This window comes from Paenibacillus sp. Y412MC10, assembly GCF_000024685.1.
Taxonomy (GTDB): Bacteria; Bacillota; Bacilli; order Paenibacillales; family Paenibacillaceae; genus Paenibacillus_AQ; species Paenibacillus_AQ lautus_A.
Genome location: NC_013406.1, coordinates 3,141,918 through 3,160,327, shown reverse-complemented (window position 1 = coordinate 3,160,327; position 18,410 = coordinate 3,141,918). Strand labels below are relative to the sequence as shown.

The following is an 18,410-nucleotide window of genomic DNA, read 5'->3' as shown; positions in this document are numbered from 1 at the left end:
ATATGAGATAAGGAGAGGAACCCATGAAGCCGAAGAAACAAAGCAAGTCAAGAACCATTCGTGTATTGGCAGCCTCCGTGCTGTCCGCCAGTCTGCTGGCTTTCCCAGTCGATATTCATGCGGCAGCGGCCAAATCCGCAGAAGTCGCAGTCGAATCCCGGCATGCGGGGGCACCGGTACTAAGCTCCAACGAAGTCAAGGCATTCGCTGACGCTTATTTTGCCGATCCCCAGGTTTCGGACATGCTGGCAGGCGCACTAGTAGTGGTCGTACAAGACGACAAGGTGCTGTTGAATACGGGCTACGGTTACGCCGATCTTGAATCCAAGAAGAAGATTGATCCGGATCGTACATTGTTCCGCATGGCATCGATATCGAAATCGGTTACCGCAACGGCGGTCATGCAGCTGATCGAGAACGGAAAAATCGACCTGAAGCAAAACATAACCGAATACATGCCGGATGTGAAGATCCCTAACCATACCGGCGCCCCCGTCACCGTTGAGCATTTGCTGACGCATACGACAGGCTTCGACTTTACGGACAGCTACTCGGTTCCGCCTCATATCATTCAGAAGGGCGAGATTCCGCTCGCCGATTTTATCCGGGTGAATGCTCCGGCTGTGGTTCGTACGCCTGGTGAAGTTTACCGGTATGACAATCTGGCATCCTCCATGCAGGGATATATTGTCCAGAGCGTATCCGGAGAGCCGTTTGAGAAATATATCAAAAAGCAAATATTCGACCCGCTGAACATGAAGCATGCCGCATTTCGAATGAACGACGATATCATCGCGAATCTTGCCACGGGGTACAATGTCGATCAACAACCGATAAAGCCTTACGAGAATGTGCCTACCATCGCACCTGAAGGCGGCATGTTCGCCAGCGGTACCGATATGGCCAATTTCATTACTGCCCATCTGAACGAGGGCCGATTCGGATCTGCCCGCATCCTGAAGGAGGAAACGACGCGATTGATGCACAAGACGCATTATGATGCCGCTGGCATTCCGTTGACGTCTTACGGCTTCGAGTCGTTCATGCACAACAGCCATAACGGCCAAACGGTGATTGGCAAAGGCGGCGATTTGGAGGGCTACCATTCCTGGCTTTGGCTGCTTCCCGACCAGAATGTCGGTGGTCTGATCGTTGTTAACAGCGACAAGAGCGCTTCGATCCGCAGCGAATTTTTCGTCGCGTTCATGGATCATTTCTATCCGAAAAAGCAGGGCTCAGAGAATTCATTCCCACTCCATCAGGAGCAGCTGCAGAAATTCGAGGGCCTATATAGAAGCCTGAGGACTCCGATTATCGCCACCCAGGTGACTGCCGGACAAGGCGAGCTGCTGGTTAAAGATGCCATGGGCGAGCATAAACTCAAACCGGTCGGACCGCTGCGGTTTGTGGATGAGAACGGTGTACCCGCCGCGTTTAAGGAAGATGATAACGGTGATGTTGCGTACATGTATTACACGGCCATCGACAGTATGTCCGAGAAGCTCCCGAATCCTGCTCCTTACAACGACGTCCCTGAAGAAAATCCATATGCCAAGGACATTTACTTCGCTCAGTCTCTCCAGGCTTTCGGGGATAAAGGACAATCCAGCTTCCGGCCGGATGAACCGATTACCCGGGCCGAGTTTGTCAGCGTCATCAGCAGGCTGGCCGGCATGAAGCCTAGCGAAAGCGTAAGCATATTCAAAGATATGCAAGGGCACCCGCTCGCTGGTTATGTGCAGAATGCTGCGAATATGGGTGCCGTGAACGGTAAGACGAATCAAAATTTCGAACCCGATCAGCCGATCACGCGTCAAGAGGCTGCAGCTATCATATGGCGGACTGCACATCATGCGCTTGGCGCGAAGGCCGTCCCGGCCAAACTCCGTACGAAACCGGCTGCGTGGGCGGATGAAGCGGTGCAGTTTATGGTCGGAACCGGCATGCATGGTCCCGAAGTGACCAAGGATGCAAACGGTGCGGCCGATTACCGGCCAACGGACAATCTTCTGCGGAAGGAAGCGGCGGCCATCTACGCGAAACTGATTCAGCAGGCTTTTGGTTTTTAATTTGGTCCGCTGCTTACTAGTGAAAGCTTGGCATTCATAGCTTAATATTTGAATAAGAACAGCTGACGGTTTCGAATCGTCAGCTGTTCTAGTACGAATCATTATCAGGTAATGGTGATTAGACCGCCCGATCCTATCTAGAAAAATGCATATAATCCTTCTTCAAAGTACTTGTACTCCGACTCGCTAATCCTTCTTCTTCCATATCCTTCAAAGAAAACGTCGATTTCCGATTCGGTTTCAATCGCGTTCGGTTTTGGGCGTATCGCCAAAGATACATCATACCTTGGATCACCAAGCGCTCCGCCGCTCCAATCTATGATGCCCGTAATGTTTCCGTCGCGAACCAAAACATTATCAATCGTGAAATCGCCGTGTATCAAGGTGTTTGTTATAGTCAGGGGTTTGTTCCTATTCAACGAATCCCATAATTCAGCCGTTCCATCAACGTTGTAATGTCTTAGGTTATATTCCGCACGGAGCAGCATGTCATCAAGCCAAGGGGATTCTCCCCTCATTTCTTCAGGGCAGGGCGTAGCGTGAATCGAGGACAAAATCGCACCGAAATTGAATATCATCTCATGTTTTTTTTCCGAATTCTTCTCGCGGACCAGTGCCTGCCTTAATGTTTCACCCTCGAAAAACTTCAACAGCGCCCACGATTGATTGTTTTCTTTATCTTCCACGAACCTGTAAACCGAAGGGACAAGCAACGATGTTCTTTGCAGAGAATGCAGAACGCGGATTTCTTGTGCCAGCCACGAGCCGTACTGCTCTCCCTTCGTTCGCTTTAGAATAAATCGCCCCTGCTCGTTTTCCAGTATTCCTACATCCGATGTATGACCCTGTCTTGGAAATTCCAGCTTGGATACCGTACCTACTTCATCTATAATCGACTCGGGTATTTCATGCAATTGAATCGGAAGCATATCATGTCACCTCACCTACAAATTGGAAGCAAATATTCTTCCTCATTATACACACTGCATTCGCCTTCAATCGATAAATTTTCACCTTGGCTTTTGCACCTTGTTGACTTCATGCACAACAAAAAAGACATCCCCGTTAGGATGTCTTCTCGTCTCTTTTATTCACAGAATTATTCCAGCTTGAAGTTTCCGGAGCCCGTGCGAACCTTCAACAGCACGTCGCCGCTGCCAAGCGTTCCCTTCAGTCTTCCTTTGTCTTCGTCCTTCACCTCGTAACGCATTCCATCCAACCGAATATTTCCCTCACCGGAACTTCCCTGGTAATCGACTTCCAACGAAGTAGGTTCCTGAGCCAGATCAATGCTCACGTTGCCGCTGCCGGTTCGCAGATCGGCATCATGGACCAATCGTTCCGCATCCACGCGGATATTGCCGGATCCCGTCTTGCCTTGCAAAGCCGCTTCTCCATCACTCAGCTCAACGTTGCCGCTGCCGTTTTGAAAGCTCAGCTGTTCGGCACGATAGCCGTCTGCCGAGATTTCGCCGGACCCCGATTGCAGCGCCACCGATTCGGCTTCAATCTCCTCAACTTCGATATTGCCGCTGCCGGTATGCATAGCCAGCTCCCCGGCATTCACCTGCTGGACATTGACATTGCCGCTGCCTGCCTTGACGGTAACCTCGTCTCCCAGTATGCTCTCTATTTCGATATTACCGCTCCCGCTTTCGATCTTGGCCGTTTCCCAGTTCTTTTCCGGTAACTCCACCGTTAACTGTAGATCCATAATGCTTATACCCAGATTAATGCCATGATCTTCTTCGACGCCAACCGTCATCGAATCGCCGTTCGGCTCAACCTTCAATTTTACTTGGTCCGCATATTTCGAACTTGCCTTTCCACTCAGCCGCACCTTGATCTGATCCGTTGCTCCTGGGACGACATGTATGTCGATGCTTCCGGTCTTCACCGTCAAATCCCGGTAGATATCCGCATCATGCGTTTGCTCTTCATTTATCTTCTTGGTGTCAAAGGAAAAGCCGAATTGAATATCCGAAAAAATGTTCCTTGGGTTCATCGTAAAGATCAACAGCAGCACACCGACTGCCACGATCAAATATCCTGTTCTCTTCTTCATAACGTGTTCCTCATTCCTTCCGTATCATCCCTTTATGAGTTCTCTGGTTTGTTTTTCCAATATCTGAAGTCCTGTTCAGTATACCATCCCTACGGGAAATGAGCATTGGCCCCGCGAATGAGATTGGAACCCCGACTTAAGTCTAGTAATGCTGAGATACCTCACAACCTATGGGAGAACAAATCGTTACAACTTCAATCCTGGCAAGGGAAGCCAGCTCGCCGGAAATAAACCTCAGACTATGCTTGAAAACAAAAAAAGCCGCCAATTCCGCGACTTTTCTTTAATAAAAATCCATCCTTACCTATCCCAATGCCACATCAAGAATCATCATCAGCACGAAACCGAACATCAAACTCATCGAAGCCAAATCCTTGTTGCCTTTTTCCTGCGAGCTTGGAATCACCTCTTCGGCTACGACAAAGATCATCGCTCCGGCCGCAAAGCTCAAGGCATAAGGCAGCATGGGTTCAATGAAGGCTACGGCGACCGCGCCTATCACCGCGGCGATAGGTTCGACCATTCCTGAAAACTGTCCATAAAAAAAGCTTCTTTTCCGCGACATCCCGTCACCGCGGAGCGGCATCGAGACCGCTACGCCCTCCGGGAAGTTCTGAATGCCGATACCTAGGGCCAGCGTCAAAGCTCCCACCAGAGATGCCTCCGTTCCCCCGTTCGCAAGAGCCCCAAATGCGATCCCCACCGCTAATCCTTCCGGAATGTTGTGCAGCGTGATGGCCAGAACCAGCAAGGTGCTTCTTTTCCTCACTCTCGGATTATATCCCTCCGCTCCTCCCATCGGAGAATTGGGGTGAAGATGGGGTAGAATCTTATCGATTCCCCATATGAATACTCCGCCTAATAAAAATCCGAACGCAGCCGGAAACCAGTTCCCGATCGGATTGCCTTCCGACAGTTCAATGGCCGGTGCCAATAATGACCAGTAGCTGGCCGCAATCATGACGCCACCGGCAAACCCCAACATACTATCCAGCAAGCGCTGGTTCAATGTTTTCGTAACAAAAACAAGAGCCGCACCTAACGCCGTCATCCCCCAGGTAAACAAGGTGGCCAGCAATGCTTGGATAATGGGATTGAAATTCATAAAAAAGTCTACCATGCAACAAAGAACCCCTTCGATGAAATTTATATGATACTGATACTATTTCCTAATGCGAGCCTTACATGCATTTGTCGGTGATAATGAAATCGATCTAGAGAATATGTACCCGCACGCGTCCATTCCGATGCATTTCAATGCAAATAATTATATATCATAAATTTCATAAAGTTGATAGATTGTTTTTCCGTGGCACCGGATCGGACCTGCCGTTTCCCCTGAACGCTCACCTTTAGGTAAGTACCTGTAAAAAAAGTGCATACTTACATCAATCCGGCAAGCCCTTTATACTCTAGAACATACATCATATCCAAGGAGGAATCATCTTTTGAAAACTCTCGTTATCGTAACGCATCCGAACATAGAAACATCGATCATCAATAAGCGCTGGGTAGAAGAACTCCGGCAATACCCGGATAAGTATACCGTTCACGAATTGCACAAAGCGTATCCGAACGGAATCATAGACGTGAAAAAAGAGCAGCAGCTCATAGAATCGCATCAAAATTTAGTTTTGCAATTCCCCGTTTATTGGTTTAGCTGCCCGCCGCTCCTAAAAAAATGGCTGGATGATGTTTTGACTTATGGTTGGGCTTATGGTTCGAATGGAGGCGATAAACTAAAGAAACGCAAGGTCGCATTAGCCGTATCCGCCGGCATTAAAGAGGAAGATTATCGGGAAGACGGAAGGTATCGCCACACCTTGGGGCAGCTGCTGGCTCCATTGGAGACAACGTTCTTATACTGCGATGCCGATTATCGTTCGTTCTATGCTTTCTACGGGCAGGAGAAGGAACCTGGCGGAAACGCGCCCGACATGGAGCCGTGGCCGCCCCAAAGCACATTGGATATAAGCACCCGGCAGTATTTGAAGTTCTTAGACAACCTATGATGAGTTGCTGCAACAAAGTAAAAAAAGAAGTATTTCCTGCTGTAGGAAATACTTCTTTAGTTACATCGGCTTTCGTCACGCTTCACGCTGTACGCCTTCTGAAGCAAGCAAACTGTTCTTCTCTCCCCATTCGCACATCATGTGTAATACAGGTATGAGAGAAAGTCCGCGTTCGGATAAAGTGTATTCCACTTTCGGGGGAACCTGGGGATATTCCGTCCGAACGATAAGATCATCCGTTTCCAGCTCCTTTAACATGATGCTAAGCGTTTTAAAGGAAATGGAGCCGATGCTTCGTTTCAGCTCGTTATGCCGCATGATCTTTTTTTCTGACAGCCAGTACAGGATGATCATTTTATACTTGCCGCCGATTAAGGACAATGTATATCCAAAGCCGGTGTCTTGGGGTTTCACGCCGGTCGGTACACAGGATTCGCTTTCCCGCACAAGCCACACTCTCCTTCCGATCTGTTTCCAAGGCTCGATATCAGGATCATTTTATCACAAATACGATCCTGGAAACTCAGGAGATTCCCTTCCGGCATGAGATTCAACCAGCCCATACGTCTTTTACATATTGTCCTGTCGATTCCAAACCCGACAGCCAGGCAGCAGCATCTTCAGCATTCACGCCATGGCGCTCCTGATAGGATTGAATCAGCGTTTGTTCCACCTCCGGAGCCATCCGGGAGCCGTCGCCGCAAATGTACATTTGCGCTCCGCCCTCAAGCAGCGAAAGCAATAACATTCCGTCTTGTTTCATCAAATGCTGAACATAGCATTTCTCCGCTCCGCTTACCCTCGAGAAAGCCGTATGCAACGTGACCAGCCCCTCCTGCTCTGCCCGCTCAAACTCCTCGCGATACAGGAAGTCCTGCTCCGGATTCCGGCAGCCGAAGTACAGATGCGCGGCGCCCAGCTCTTGACCTGCCTCCCGAAGCGCTTGTCTCGCTTGGATAAATCCCCTGAACGGTGCAACGCCCGTGCCTGGTCCGATCATGATCATAGGCGTCGCCGGATCCTCCGGCAGCGCAAAACCCGACTCGGGAGAGCGTATAAACATCAAGACCTCCGCGCCCGTTTCCAATTCGGCCAAATAGTTCGAAGCAATGCCCCGATATTCTCCCTTGCCGCTCCATGCCCGGTCCCGAACGACGCTAACCGTGACGCTTGCCGTATTCCGGCTAACTTTCGGTGAGCTGGAAATCGAATAATATCTCGGCTTCAATGGCGGCAGAAGCTCAAGAAACCGTTCAAACGGCAGTTCGCAGGCTTCATACCGCTCCAGCAGGTCGAGCATGGTGATCCGTTTGGCCCGAACTTCGGCCTGATAGCTCGCTTCCTCTATAAGTTCTTGAAGCTCTTTGGCATGCGGCGGACATACCGTGCTAGCGGCCATTTCCCGTATCTGTGCCATTGTAGCCGGTTCCTGCAGTTCCACGCTGCGGGACAGCAGATCGTCAAGGCGGACAGGTATGCCGGTCGGCAAATGCGCTCCGCTTCTTCCTTCGGCAGACAAAATAAGATGGGAACCCGCGTTCAGTTTGAATCTTCGAAGTACTCGCTGAACCAGTGTCTTTGGATTGACCGGAAGCACACCCAGATGATCGCCTTCGCGGTATTCTGTTCCCGGCGGGAGCGAGATTTCGATATGCTGCGTGATCCTTCCGCTGCCCTCATGCTGCAAATTGCGGCTAAATACGATACGCCCCGTCACGGCGCGATAGGTTTCCGTCAACGGAACGGCGGCCGTACCCTGGACGAACTGAACGGACAAGGCGCTGCGTTTCTGTCCATGGACCGCCGTAACCGGCAATCCGAGCGATTGCATCAAATCCGGCCATAAATGCTCCGTCCACTCATCGACTTCCCGCTCAAAATCGCCGCTTGCATCACTTTCGCCGCGGTGGATCAAACGCTGCCCCCCTTTGAGTGAAAGCTGCTCGTCGATGAGGCGGGGAATGCGCTGATACGTGCTTGCCCAGTTATGGTCTCCGCACCCGAATACCGCGTAACGAACGCCCTCAATTTCGGATTCGTTCGCGTTCTCGAGCCATTCCATGAAAGCCTTGGCATTGGAAGGCGGTTGTCCGTTGTACGATGCAGTAACGATGACTACAACGCCTTCCTTCGGAAGTTTTCCTGCATATTCGTCCAGTGTGCCCACCTGGCTGTCGAACCCTTGGTGCTTCGCAGCATCCGCCACCTCTCTGGCAATTCCCTCAGCCGTGCCCAGATTGGAACCGTACAATGCGAGCAGCGGCGTATGATGGGCAAATGCCGCCGAAGGATCGGACTTGGCATCATCCCGCTTCTTCGATTCGAGCGAAGCAACTTGACCGCCACCCGGTACCAGGAGAGCCGTCCCGCCTTGACGGCTTCGAACCTGAATACGGAACCCTTCCGGCTTCAGAGTGAGTGTTTCCTTCACTTGCAGCTCATAAGGCTGGTTATCGATCAGTTCGAAATATTTGAGAACCAAACCAAGCACCAGGGTTGCTTCCTGCAGCGCAAACTGCTGCCCGATGCAGGCGCGTTGGCCGTTACCAAACGGTTTGTAAGCGTCATGCGGCACCCGGCTCGGATCCTCGAAGCGTTCAGGTCTGAACGTTTCCGCGTCGTCCCCCCACACCCGCGAGTCCCGATGGAGCGCTGGGATCAGGACGGTCACGCTGTCCCCTTTCTTCATGGGATAGGTTCCCCCGATCGCCGTATCTTCCTTCGCATACAAGGAGAAAGCAGGCGCCGTTGGCCATAAGCGCAGCGACTCGTTGAGTACCATGCGGACATATTTGAGTTCCCTCACCTGGTTATAGGTCGGAACGGGATCTTTCAGTACGCGGTCCACTTCGCTGACTGCCTTAAACAAGGCTTCCGGATTTTTCATCAAATAATAAATGGCAAAGGACAACAAGCCGCTTGTCGTCTCATGTCCGGCGATCAGAAAGGTGATGATCTGGTAACGGATGTTCTCATGATCGAGAGACTCGCCTGTATCGGGATCGACGCCTTCCAGCATATGCGCGAGCAAATCCCCTTCTTCCCCGCCGTGCTTTCTGCGATCTTGGATGAGCTCATCCACGAGGGAGAACATGAACTGGATATCCTCCTGAAACTGCCGTTTCTTTTTAATCATAAACATGTCCTGGATGCCCAGACGATGAAGCTGGTTCATGCCCTCATCCAGCGCCCGCACCATACTGTCGATAAATGGATGGTTGTCTTCGCGGTAGAAGCTGTTAAACCGGTAATTAAATCCGCAAAGGCCGATCGTATCCAGCGTCAAGCGCGTCATGTCGGCAGGAACGTCCACGGTTTCGTCCGGATTGAGCCGAGCCCATTTCTGGATCAGCTGCATGGCGATATCGACCATTTTGGTGTGGTAGCCTTGCATCGCGCGCTGGCTGAAGCTGGAGAGCAGAATGTTATGGGCTTTTTTCCAGTTTGGCTCCTGCGTGGCGCTCGTAAACAATCCATCCCCCGCGAATGGGCGGACATTCTGCAGCGGTGCCCAGATTCGTTTATCAAACCGCTTCTCGTCACAAGCATCCTTGACATATTCATGTCCCGAAACGTACAGTTCCTTGCGTCCGCCTGGATATTGAAATTGAAAGATCGGTCCGAGCTCAGAGGCAACTTTCACAAGCGATTGGACCGGTGCGGCGGAATCCAGCAGCGGCAGATTGCCGAGCGGACCGTAGGTTTTAGGCTGAGGCACTTCCTTGGTTTGTGTCATGCGATCTCCCTCCATCATCCCTGTCATCTCTTTGTATTTGCCCATATTCGGGCAGAATAATTCCCGTCACAGAACCGATTGACCAATTTCGTAATACGGTCATTTTCATGTAAAAAAGGAGGATTCGACGCGGCATCGTTTGTTTTCACTTACAATGGCTGCCTGATCCTGCCTTTACCCTATCATGATATGGATATCCGCACATCTGCCGGAGGTCCGTAATATCGTATAGGTCCGCTGTTATTCGTTTATTACTTTTCAACCAGGAAGTGACCCGTTATTACAACTTTTGGACTATGAATCCAGAATATCGTTTGAACCGATATGGCCATAACCCTACATGCTAGCTGACATTCACGGATCTATGCTAATGGATCCAGCCGTGATCTCACTTTACTTGCTTTAGAGATACGATATGATTAATGCCTATTTTCCCTGCTCTCTTTGGGGGAATCGTGGTCCGTTTGTATTCCTTAAAACCCATCTTTTCGTAGAGTTTCATCGCTGGTATATTCGTATCGGCTACCTCTTCTATTAAAAACTCACGGTATGGAGCAGCTTCAAGAATATGGCCTATGATCAGCGAGCCTACCCCTTGTCCTCGATATTCCGCGGCCGTCCCCACAAACTCAATCGAACACTTCATCGGAGACGGATTCGCAAGTGGCGATTCAAATTCCTTTTTCAAAAACGTGTGCGCAAGGCTGCCCTTATATAATCCCAAATGCTCCCGCAGCTCTTTTTTGTTGAGTTTCACGGATAAAGAGGTGCCGTCCGAACATGCAGCCATTCCAGCCACTTTGTCGCCGGCAACGGCAACATAAAATTGGTCCAGGTTAAACATGTGCGCAAAGGCTCTGGCGATTTGCTCCTTATCTTTCGAGAAATATCCAAGCCATTGCGAGAACCCATCTGCAAAAATACGGGACATTTGAACTCTTGCATCCATTTGTAATTGATCGGCTTTCCTAACTGTAAACATAGTCACTCTACCTCCTTGAACAGGAATAATGTGAGTACGCTCGGTGATGGCATAACGAAGTTGTTTTTCATTATCGCTTTCATATCAGCCAGGCCCTGCAATGCCGAATAAAACAACACGGCCATTTCATGGGCATCTCCGGAACGGAAATCGCCTGACTCCTGTCCCTTCTTAATAAGTGCGGCGGTAGAACGCAACAGCCGACCATTTACCTCTAAAACCTCAGCTTGTTTCCGATTGGCTCCATCACCGGAGAAAAACAACTGATTCATGAGAATCAGCAAATTGGCAAGCTCTTCCCCTTCTTGCATATCGTGATAAATTTCGTCAACAAACTGCGTCATGAGTTTTTTCGGCGAATCAGCGTCTTCGAAGGTTTGGATGATTTGGGTCAAGCCGTTAAGCGCAAATTCAACAAGTTCATTAAACAAGCTGTCTTTTGTTTTGTAATGCCGGTATAAAAGCCCGATGCTGATACCGGCTGCATCCGCTATGTCCTGCACATTCGTGGAGCCGAACCCTTTTTGAACAAAAAGCCGCATTCCGGCGGATTGTATTTTTTGTCTGGTTGCGTTACGCATTTCTTCGTATTGTTCCTTTGTACGTGGCAAGTTGCCCCTCCTTTTTATTGAGTGAGTTTTTACTCATTATAAAATGCTGGTCTTGGATAATCAATCCATAAACGATGGAATTAGCAAATTGGCCCCCAAGAGCAGTAAATCAAACCGCATGATTTCAAGATGATAATCGTAACAAGCGGTTGCAGTTTCGCAATATAATAAGTCACAGTTTTTTTGTTGCATTAGAAACTTTTCTGTAAATGTTCACAGAATTTTCACTTACGAGGAGCTTTTCCCCATCCCTATAATTACAAAGGTAACTAGAAAGGATGATGAAAGTGCCAACTACAAAGAAAGAAAATTTCTATTTCGGTATGATGATGTGTGTAGGGATGGTCATCATGATGACAACCTACAATCTGATCACGAACGGATTGATCGGAAACATATCGCTTGCAGCCGTACTCACGCAGTTTGTTCTGGGCTTTATGATTGCCTTCCTTCTGGAGCTGTTTGTTGTCGGCCCTGCAGCCAAAAAAATCGTATTTTCCATAACGCGCAACAAATCCAGCAAAATTATCATGATCGTGGCAATGGCCTTTTTTATGGTGATTGGGATGGTGACTTTTATGTCCATGTACGGTCTGGCGTCCTCTTACTTTGCCGACGGCCTGCCTGGTGAATCGCTGCTTGGAAGCTACTTCTCCATTTTCATTAAAAATTTTGTGTTTGCGCTGCCGCTTCAACTTCTCATTATAGGCCCGATCGTGCGGTTCCTGTTTGGCAAGCTGAAAGCCAACCGCATGAACGAATCCCTCACGACCGTTTAGAATGTCGGAGTCTTCGCCATACTCATCAATAAAAGCCGCGATATGATCGCGGCTTTCTTGATATCCAATATTCTTCTGCATGGAGGATATTTCTGTGATCCATTCATGGCTCAGATCAGCCAAAGGTTCAACCTTGGGCTTCTTCCATGGCTTTACGAACATCATAATCGCGGATGTCGATATCCAGCGGCATGCGGAGCGCCAGCTTTGCCAGCTGATACCCTAGAAATGGGCCCATCGTTAGTCCGGACGCTCCCAGCCCGTTTGCCGTGATCAGCCCTTCCCACTCGGGAACTGGGCCGATGACGGGAAGAAAACCGGGCGTAAACGGACGAAAACCAACTCGAACTTCCTGAAACTTGCTGTCTGCTAAATCAGGCGCCAATGCCAATCCTTTATTCAGGATTTCCTGCATGCCGCCAGGAGTCACCCTCGTATCGTAGTCCTTGATATCATTTTCGTGAGTCGCCCCGATTACGATCCTTCGGTTATCGAAAGCGAGCAAATATTGATCCGAAGGCGGCATGATCACCGGCCAGTCTCCTGTATCCGGATGGTCGGACACCTCTACATGCATGATTTGCGCTTTCTGATAGTGAACCCCAAAATGAATGCCTAAAGGCTGCAGCAGTTGGTTTGCCCAGGCGCCGGCACAGACGATGACTTCATCAGCCGAGTAGCGCTTGGATCCGACTACGGCTCCAGTTACGCGGCTCGCCTGATACTGCAGCTCGGCATTACCGGTTATTAGCTCGGCTCCGTGCCTTTGCGCTGATCGGATCAACGCATCTCGCAGCGCCCGACCATCGACACGGGCTGCACCGCTGATATGAACGGAATGATAGCCTTCCTGGAGCAAAGGAAACCGTTCACGGGTTTCTTCCTCATTCAGCCGTGTGATCTCGCCGATTTCCGGAGCATCCGCTTTTCTCGCATAAGCCCGCTCCTCCATCTTACTGATTTTGTTCACATCTTCATGAATGCTAAGGGCGCCGACTTGGGCGTAGCCCGTGTCCGTTTCGCCCTCGCTGATAAGCTCGTTTATTAATTCAGGATAAAAGCGTGCGCCTGCTTTGGCCAATCGGTACCATGCCTGATTCCGCCTTTGCGACAACCAGGGACATATAATTCCTGCCGCGGCATCGGTAGCCTGCCCTAGATCTTTGCGGTCTATAACGAGGACTTCCGCTCCCATTTTGGCTAACTGATAAGCGGTCGATGCCCCCAGTATACCAGACCCTATGACGATGACTTTCCTCATGTATGACATTCCCTTCCTCAAAGCACTGTATCCATTATAGCGAATACAGGGAGAAAGTATAACGCCCGCCATCTAGCCGTTTAGATCAGGCGGCTAATGCATATTTCAGCAGGGATATTTCTTTCATACAAAAAAGCCGCCAAATAGGCGACTTTACATCCATATGATCTATGGTTGATCTGATGGAACGGTTCATCTTATTTTTCCATGACTGCAAAATAGTTATCTTCCTCATCCGCAAAATTGAAAACTCTGCCGGAAGGCAAATGTACCACTTCGCCGACCGTGATATTGTGGCTGGTTAAATGACGATGCAGCGCATCGAAATTTTCCGTGAACAACATTAAAGACGGTGTGCCCAAATGTAATCCTGGCGACATTTTGGCTACGAATTCCTTATCATGCAGAATGATGCTTGTTTCAGCTTCCTTCGTTGGAGCAATTTCAATCCATCTCATTTCACCGTTGTTCTCTTCAGCGATAACTTCAAATCCTAGCATCTCAGTCCAAAACTTCACGGCTTGATCCTGATTGTATACATACACCATAATTTGACCAACTTTGCTAATCATCGATTCTACACTCCCTCGTATAAGTAAATGAAATGTCAATCCAGCCTGCTTCCATGCCTTCCTTTTCTCTTCATATCCTAACATGCCAAATGTATACATATTTCTTTTCAATTGCGAATTTAGGTTAAATTTCTGTCTGACTTCTTCAAAAAACTTGACGGATACCCGTTTGACACAAGATACGTTCATCGTTACTATTAAATGTGACTTTATAGTTTTTCAAAAAACTATTAAGTTCATATTCTATATTTTTTTACAGAAAGTAGGTTCACCATCATGTCAGATCCATCAGCAATCGTCCGTAACACCCCAGTAGAAAAAGCTTTTACAATCAAAGACATTATTGCGCCATTACTTGCAGTCATCATCGGCACCTTTATGGTCCTGTTGGACAGCACGGTCGTCAATGTCGCCGTACCAACGTTAGTTCAATATTTTGATAGCCCCCTGCATACCATGCAATGGTCGATAGCCGCATACACGCTTGCATTGTCAGCAGTTATCCCTCTCGCGGGATGGCTGTCTGATAAATTTAAGCCTAAACGAGTGTTTCTCATATCGATCGGATTGTTTACGATAGGATCCGTGCTATGTGCTTTTGCCCAGACAGCCGAGCAGCTTATCGCCTTCCGGGTTCTTCAGGGAATGGGCGGCGGCATGGTATCGCCGATCGGGATGGCCATGGTGTACCGTTTGGCACCTCCCGATAAAAGAGGATCTGTTATAGGCATGTTTGGAATACCATTACTGCTTGCCCCAGCGCTCGGTCCCGTATTATCCGGTTGGTTGATTGAGTTTGTCAGCTGGCAATGGATATTTTGGATCAACCTCCCCATCGGCATGATCGGATTATTTGTGGGTATCAAACATCTTCCTTCCTTTCCAGGAAAGGAGGCACCTACTCTGGACATTGCCGGCATGATTCTTGCGCCCATGGCTTTTGCCATGATTACTTATGGGGTCAGTGAGGGAGGGGTAAGCTGGACTTCCCCCAGAACGTTATTCGGAATCACCATCGGTGGGATCGCGCTCCTCCTCTTCATTGGATCCTGCTTGCGGCAAAAACAACCGTTGCTTGAACTGCGTGCGTTTAAATCGGTTGATTTCACACGCGGTATCATCATCTCCTGGATCATGCAGGCTGCCATGTTCGGCTCCGTGCTTCTGTTCCCGCTCCTTCTACAGCAGATTAAAGGTTTCACTCCGCTGACGACCGGATTAATCCTGCTGCCGCAGGCAGTCGGTTCCATGATCTTTATGCCGATGGCAGGCAAGCTGTTTGATAAAGTGGGAGCACGCCCCCCGCTCGTGGCCGGAATGGCGCTGATGACTGTAGCCTTGTTAACGATGTCCTTTGTTCGAATCGATACCCCTTTATTTCTCATCATGATCGTATTGTTCTTCATGGGCTCCGGCATGGGGTTATCGATGATGTCCCTGAATACGCATGTATTAAATGCAACCCCTAAGCACCTTGTAAGCCGGGTTACTCCGCTCACAAGCGCGTCGCAGCAGGTGATCGCTTCATTTGCCGTAGCAGGCTTCACGGGATATTTATCTTCCCGGATGACATCAGACCTGCCGGGTAAGCCTGTTGGAACCAACCCTCTGGAATCCCATACCGCATCCTTTGCGGACACCTTTTTCCTGGCTGCCTGCATTGCATGTATGGGACTGGCTCTCAGCTTATTTCTTAGAAAACCAAAACAAATAACCGATGATTCTTCGTTTCATTGAACAGCAGACATCTAATAAACCACAATAACCGTTACACATAGGAGTGGCTTACTTGAGATTCGGGGAAATGGTTATCATACTATTCATTATCGCTCTGGCTATAGCTACGATTTGGGGACCAAAATCGAAGAAAAGCCAGCTGATTTACTCGTTAATCGTTCTATATATCGTTACGGTTGTACAGATCATCGTGGAGGACTGCCGGTGGCAAATGATTCCTTGTTATGCGGCGTCCGTTATCCTGACGATTTGCATCATTTTTAGAAAAAACGAAAAGAAACCGCGCAGTAAGAGCATGAGAAGATGGACAGCCTGGTTGTGGACAACGGTATTATTCTTTTACGCATCGGTCATGGTCGCGCTGCCTCTCCTGCTCCCTGTATTCGCATTTAATCAACCTCAGGGACCCTATAGTGTGGGAACTGCGGTATACCATTTTATCGACAATGACCGGCCCGATGAGTACTCTGCCGATCCGACGGATCACCGCGAGCTGATGGTACAATTATGGTATCCTTCCGAGCCCGAAACGGGGGAAGAAGCCGCACCCTACATGCGTGATGTAGGAGCCATTACTAAAGGTCTCGAACAGGCTTTGTCTTTCCCTGCTTGGACGTTAAGCCATCTGGGGCTCGTGGGAAGTCATGCCTACAGCAATCCCCCGCTGTCCTCCACTGAAGAGGAATATCCCATCTTAATCTTTTCACACGGCATGACGGGATTTCGCAATCAGAATACCTTCCAGATCGAAGAGCTGGCCAGCCATGGATATATCGTGGTTGGAATCGACCATGCCTATGATGCGGCTGCAACGGTATTCCCGGACGGCCGAGAGATTTTGATCAACAAGCAGCAGCTTTCTGGTTTTGAGGCACTTGACGAGCACATGACATTATGGACTCAGGATGTATCCTTTATTTTGGATCGGCTGGAACAATTGAATGGACAGGATGAACAAGACCGTTTTACCGGCCGTCTTGATTTGGAGCGAATCGGCATGTTCGGGCATTCTTACGGCGGAGCCACCGCTGCCCAAATGCTGCTGAAGGATTCTCGTATCAAAGCTGCGCTCAATATGGATGGAACCTTATATGGGGACCCCATGCCGAGTACGGGACCGAATAAGCCATATTTACAGATGAATGGCGAGAAGAGTATCGATAAATCGATATTCGATAACTCACTCGATCAAGCCATGGCCCAAAGCGGCCATACACGGGAGTATTACCAAGAATTTTGGGAAGAAACGGTACGGCGTCGCATGAATGCTCTGCAAGGAGGGGGATACACGATGACGATTCCCCATACTTCCCATATGAGTTATACGGATTTTCATCTATTCTCTCCGCTGCTGCCTAACCCGGGAGAGAATCCCAGATCGGTTCATCGCATCATAAATGAGGTAAGCGTTGCTTTCTTTGGCCAGTATCTCAAAGGAACACGGAATAACGCCATGGATGAACTGTCGAAAAAATATCCGGATATCGATCTCGTACAAGATTGAGGAGCCTTCTTGTGCCTGTGGATTAGCTCTGCAAAAAACGATATGATAATGATCGAATCCGGTTTATTTGAACATCGTTAGGGGGTCACGCTATGAGCTTGCTAAAAGAAAAAATAATGCAATCGGCTATTCGTTCCTTTGCCGAAAAAGGATATCAAGCCACTTCGATTCAAGATATCGCGGATGATTGCAGCATCGCTAAAGGCTCAATCTATAAATACTATGGTTCCAAAGAAGAGCTGTACATCCGTATTCTGGAGAAACGACAGCAAGATATGATTGATGCCGTAGAGAAGATCCGCAATAAAAGCTTATCCCGCAGGGAAACATTTATTGAGGAGATCGCTTACCAATTCGATTTTTTCATCGAGCATGGATATTATATTTCGCGTGATCATAACGAGCTCCCACCGGCGAACAGTGACAAGATCGGCTCCGTCATTCATCAGCTCCAATTGAATATGTTTCGTTATTACCAGGATATTTTGCTCCGTCATTACGGGAATTCGATAGCGGAATGGAAATGGGATGCTACCGCGATCTTTAACGGATTGATCCGAGAGTATACCTTTCATGTCTTGTTTGGATTCAAGCCGCTCATTCAAAAGGAATTGGCTGTTTTCATTGCGGAGCGAATGGATGATCTCGTACTGGGATTGGAAAAACGTGATCCCCGTCCCCTGCTCACCGACGAACTCATGAAGGAATATTCGATGATTGATCTAGAAGCACTTACCCATACGCAAGAAATTCGAAGAACGGCGTTGATGGATACGATCGAGTCGATTATCCCCGATATGTCCACTACGAATTCTAGAAAAAATGACTTGTCTGAGGTAACGGCAATGCTGCGGGAAGAGTTCTCCGCAGAACGTCCTCGACCCTTTTTGATCCAAGCGCTGCTAAAGGATCTGTCTTCGGAGAACGAGCTGACTTTTTACACGAATCAGCTGCTCCAGTTGATTCGAGAAGGCAATTAAGGTAGAGTGCAATTGAAATCAAGCGAGGCTGGGTTTCTGTGATATAACAATAAAATGTAAAAAAAAGCTGCCGCTAATGAGCGGACAGCTTTTTTTGAAATT

General features: G+C 48.9%; 15 protein-coding genes. 6 read left to right on the top strand and 9 right to left on the bottom strand.

The window, feature by feature from the left end; translation table 11 throughout:
* Window positions 1-23 precede the first annotated feature (23 nt).
* Entirely contained in the window at window positions 24-2,069 is a 2,046-nt protein-coding gene (locus tag GYMC10_RS13825) for a serine hydrolase (protein ID WP_015735032.1), read from the top strand.
* 137 nt (window positions 2,070-2,206) lie between these two features.
* Here GYMC10_RS13825 and GYMC10_RS13820 read toward each other — a convergent pair whose 3' ends face one another.
* From GYMC10_RS13820 to GYMC10_RS13810, 3 genes are all read right to left on the bottom strand, one after another.
* Window positions 2,207-2,998, bottom strand: coding sequence for an aminoglycoside phosphotransferase APH(3') (locus GYMC10_RS13820; RefSeq protein ID WP_015735031.1), 792 nt, complete (start codon window positions 2,996-2,998; stop codon window positions 2,207-2,209).
* Window positions 2,999-3,168: 170 nt separating this feature from the next.
* The gene (locus tag GYMC10_RS13815; RefSeq protein ID WP_015735030.1) at window positions 3,169-4,134 is read right to left on the bottom strand and encodes a DUF4097 family beta strand repeat-containing protein; all 966 of its coding nucleotides are present in this window, start codon (window positions 4,132-4,134) and stop codon (window positions 3,169-3,171) included.
* A gap of 304 nt (window positions 4,135-4,438) precedes the next feature.
* Complete coding sequence (locus GYMC10_RS13810; protein WP_015735029.1) at window positions 4,439-5,254, bottom strand: ZIP family metal transporter; 816 nt, start codon at window positions 5,252-5,254, stop codon at window positions 4,439-4,441.
* Between the two features lie 328 nt (window positions 5,255-5,582).
* Here GYMC10_RS13810 and GYMC10_RS13805 point away from each other — a divergent pair, with 328 nt between their 5' ends.
* Window positions 5,583-6,146 carry an NAD(P)H-dependent oxidoreductase gene (locus GYMC10_RS13805; RefSeq protein WP_015735028.1) on the top strand — a complete coding sequence of 188 codons (564 nt, stop codon included), beginning with the start codon at window positions 5,583-5,585 and terminating at the stop codon, window positions 6,144-6,146.
* A gap of 75 nt (window positions 6,147-6,221) precedes the next feature.
* Here GYMC10_RS13805 and GYMC10_RS13800 read toward each other — a convergent pair whose 3' ends face one another.
* From GYMC10_RS13800 to GYMC10_RS13785, 4 genes are all read right to left on the bottom strand, one after another.
* On the bottom strand, window positions 6,222-6,593 hold the full coding sequence (locus GYMC10_RS13800; RefSeq protein WP_015735027.1) for a winged helix-turn-helix transcriptional regulator: 372 nt from the start codon (window positions 6,591-6,593) through the stop codon (window positions 6,222-6,224).
* A gap of 103 nt (window positions 6,594-6,696) precedes the next feature.
* A complete protein-coding gene (locus GYMC10_RS13795; RefSeq protein ID WP_015735026.1) occupies window positions 6,697-9,882 on the bottom strand; it encodes a bifunctional cytochrome P450/NADPH--P450 reductase in 3,186 nt (1,061 codons plus the stop codon).
* 388 nt (window positions 9,883-10,270) lie between these two features.
* Entirely contained in the window at window positions 10,271-10,864 is a 594-nt protein-coding gene (locus tag GYMC10_RS13790) for a GNAT family N-acetyltransferase (protein ID WP_015735025.1), read from the bottom strand.
* Between the two features lie 2 nt (window positions 10,865-10,866).
* The gene (locus GYMC10_RS13785; protein WP_015735024.1) at window positions 10,867-11,475 is read right to left on the bottom strand and encodes a TetR/AcrR family transcriptional regulator; all 609 of its coding nucleotides are present in this window, start codon (window positions 11,473-11,475) and stop codon (window positions 10,867-10,869) included.
* Window positions 11,476-11,762: 287 nt separating this feature from the next.
* Here GYMC10_RS13785 and GYMC10_RS13780 point away from each other — a divergent pair, with 287 nt between their 5' ends.
* Window positions 11,763-12,254 carry a hypothetical protein gene (locus GYMC10_RS13780; protein ID WP_015735023.1) on the top strand — a complete coding sequence of 164 codons (492 nt, stop codon included), beginning with the start codon at window positions 11,763-11,765 and terminating at the stop codon, window positions 12,252-12,254.
* Window positions 12,255-12,381: 127 nt separating this feature from the next.
* On the opposite strand, the gene GYMC10_RS13775 is transcribed toward GYMC10_RS13780, so the two are convergent.
* Complete coding sequence (locus tag GYMC10_RS13775; protein WP_041621989.1) at window positions 12,382-13,515, bottom strand: NAD(P)/FAD-dependent oxidoreductase; 1,134 nt, start codon at window positions 13,513-13,515, stop codon at window positions 12,382-12,384.
* Window positions 13,516-13,712: 197 nt separating this feature from the next.
* Window positions 13,713-14,087 carry a VOC family protein gene (locus GYMC10_RS13770; RefSeq protein WP_015735021.1) on the bottom strand — a complete coding sequence of 125 codons (375 nt, stop codon included), beginning with the start codon at window positions 14,085-14,087 and terminating at the stop codon, window positions 13,713-13,715.
* A gap of 276 nt (window positions 14,088-14,363) precedes the next feature.
* Between GYMC10_RS13770 and GYMC10_RS13765 the strand changes: the two genes are divergently transcribed.
* The 3 genes from GYMC10_RS13765 (at window position 14,364) to GYMC10_RS13755 (ending at window position 18,308) form a co-directional block, all read left to right on the top strand.
* Window positions 14,364-15,824 carry an MDR family MFS transporter gene (locus tag GYMC10_RS13765; protein WP_015735020.1) on the top strand — a complete coding sequence of 487 codons (1,461 nt, stop codon included), beginning with the start codon at window positions 14,364-14,366 and terminating at the stop codon, window positions 15,822-15,824.
* A 52-nt stretch (window positions 15,825-15,876) separates the two neighbouring features.
* Window positions 15,877-17,328 carry an alpha/beta hydrolase family protein gene (locus tag GYMC10_RS13760; protein WP_015735019.1) on the top strand — a complete coding sequence of 484 codons (1,452 nt, stop codon included), beginning with the start codon at window positions 15,877-15,879 and terminating at the stop codon, window positions 17,326-17,328.
* A 92-nt stretch (window positions 17,329-17,420) separates the two neighbouring features.
* Entirely contained in the window at window positions 17,421-18,308 is an 888-nt protein-coding gene (locus tag GYMC10_RS13755) for a TetR/AcrR family transcriptional regulator (RefSeq protein WP_015735018.1), read from the top strand.
* The last annotated feature ends 102 nt before the right edge of the window (window positions 18,309-18,410 follow it).

Bases quoted from the DNA above. Each gene is read 5' to 3' on its own strand.
- GYMC10_RS13820 (WP_015735031.1), bottom strand. From the start codon at position 2,998: ATGCTTCCGATTCAATTGCATGAAATACCCGAGTCGATTATAGATGAA.
- GYMC10_RS13765 (WP_015735020.1), top strand. From the start codon at position 14,364: ATGTCAGATCCATCAGCAATCGTCCGTAACACCCCAGTAGAAAAAGCT.
- GYMC10_RS13795 (WP_015735026.1), bottom strand. From the start codon at position 9,882: ATGACACAAACCAAGGAAGTGCCTCAGCCTAAAACCTACGGTCCGCTC.
- GYMC10_RS13790 (WP_015735025.1), bottom strand. From the start codon at position 10,864: ATGTTTACAGTTAGGAAAGCCGATCAATTACAAATGGATGCAAGAGTT.
- GYMC10_RS13825 (WP_015735032.1), top strand. From the start codon at position 24: ATGAAGCCGAAGAAACAAAGCAAGTCAAGAACCATTCGTGTATTGGCA.
- GYMC10_RS13770 (WP_015735021.1), bottom strand. From the start codon at position 14,087: ATGATTAGCAAAGTTGGTCAAATTATGGTGTATGTATACAATCAGGAT.
- GYMC10_RS13815 (WP_015735030.1), bottom strand. From the start codon at position 4,134: ATGAAGAAGAGAACAGGATATTTGATCGTGGCAGTCGGTGTGCTGCTG.
- GYMC10_RS13755 (WP_015735018.1), top strand. From the start codon at position 17,421: ATGAGCTTGCTAAAAGAAAAAATAATGCAATCGGCTATTCGTTCCTTT.
- GYMC10_RS13775 (WP_041621989.1), bottom strand. From the start codon at position 13,515: ATGAGGAAAGTCATCGTCATAGGGTCTGGTATACTGGGGGCATCGACC.
- GYMC10_RS13810 (WP_015735029.1), bottom strand. From the start codon at position 5,254: ATGGTAGACTTTTTTATGAATTTCAATCCCATTATCCAAGCATTGCTG.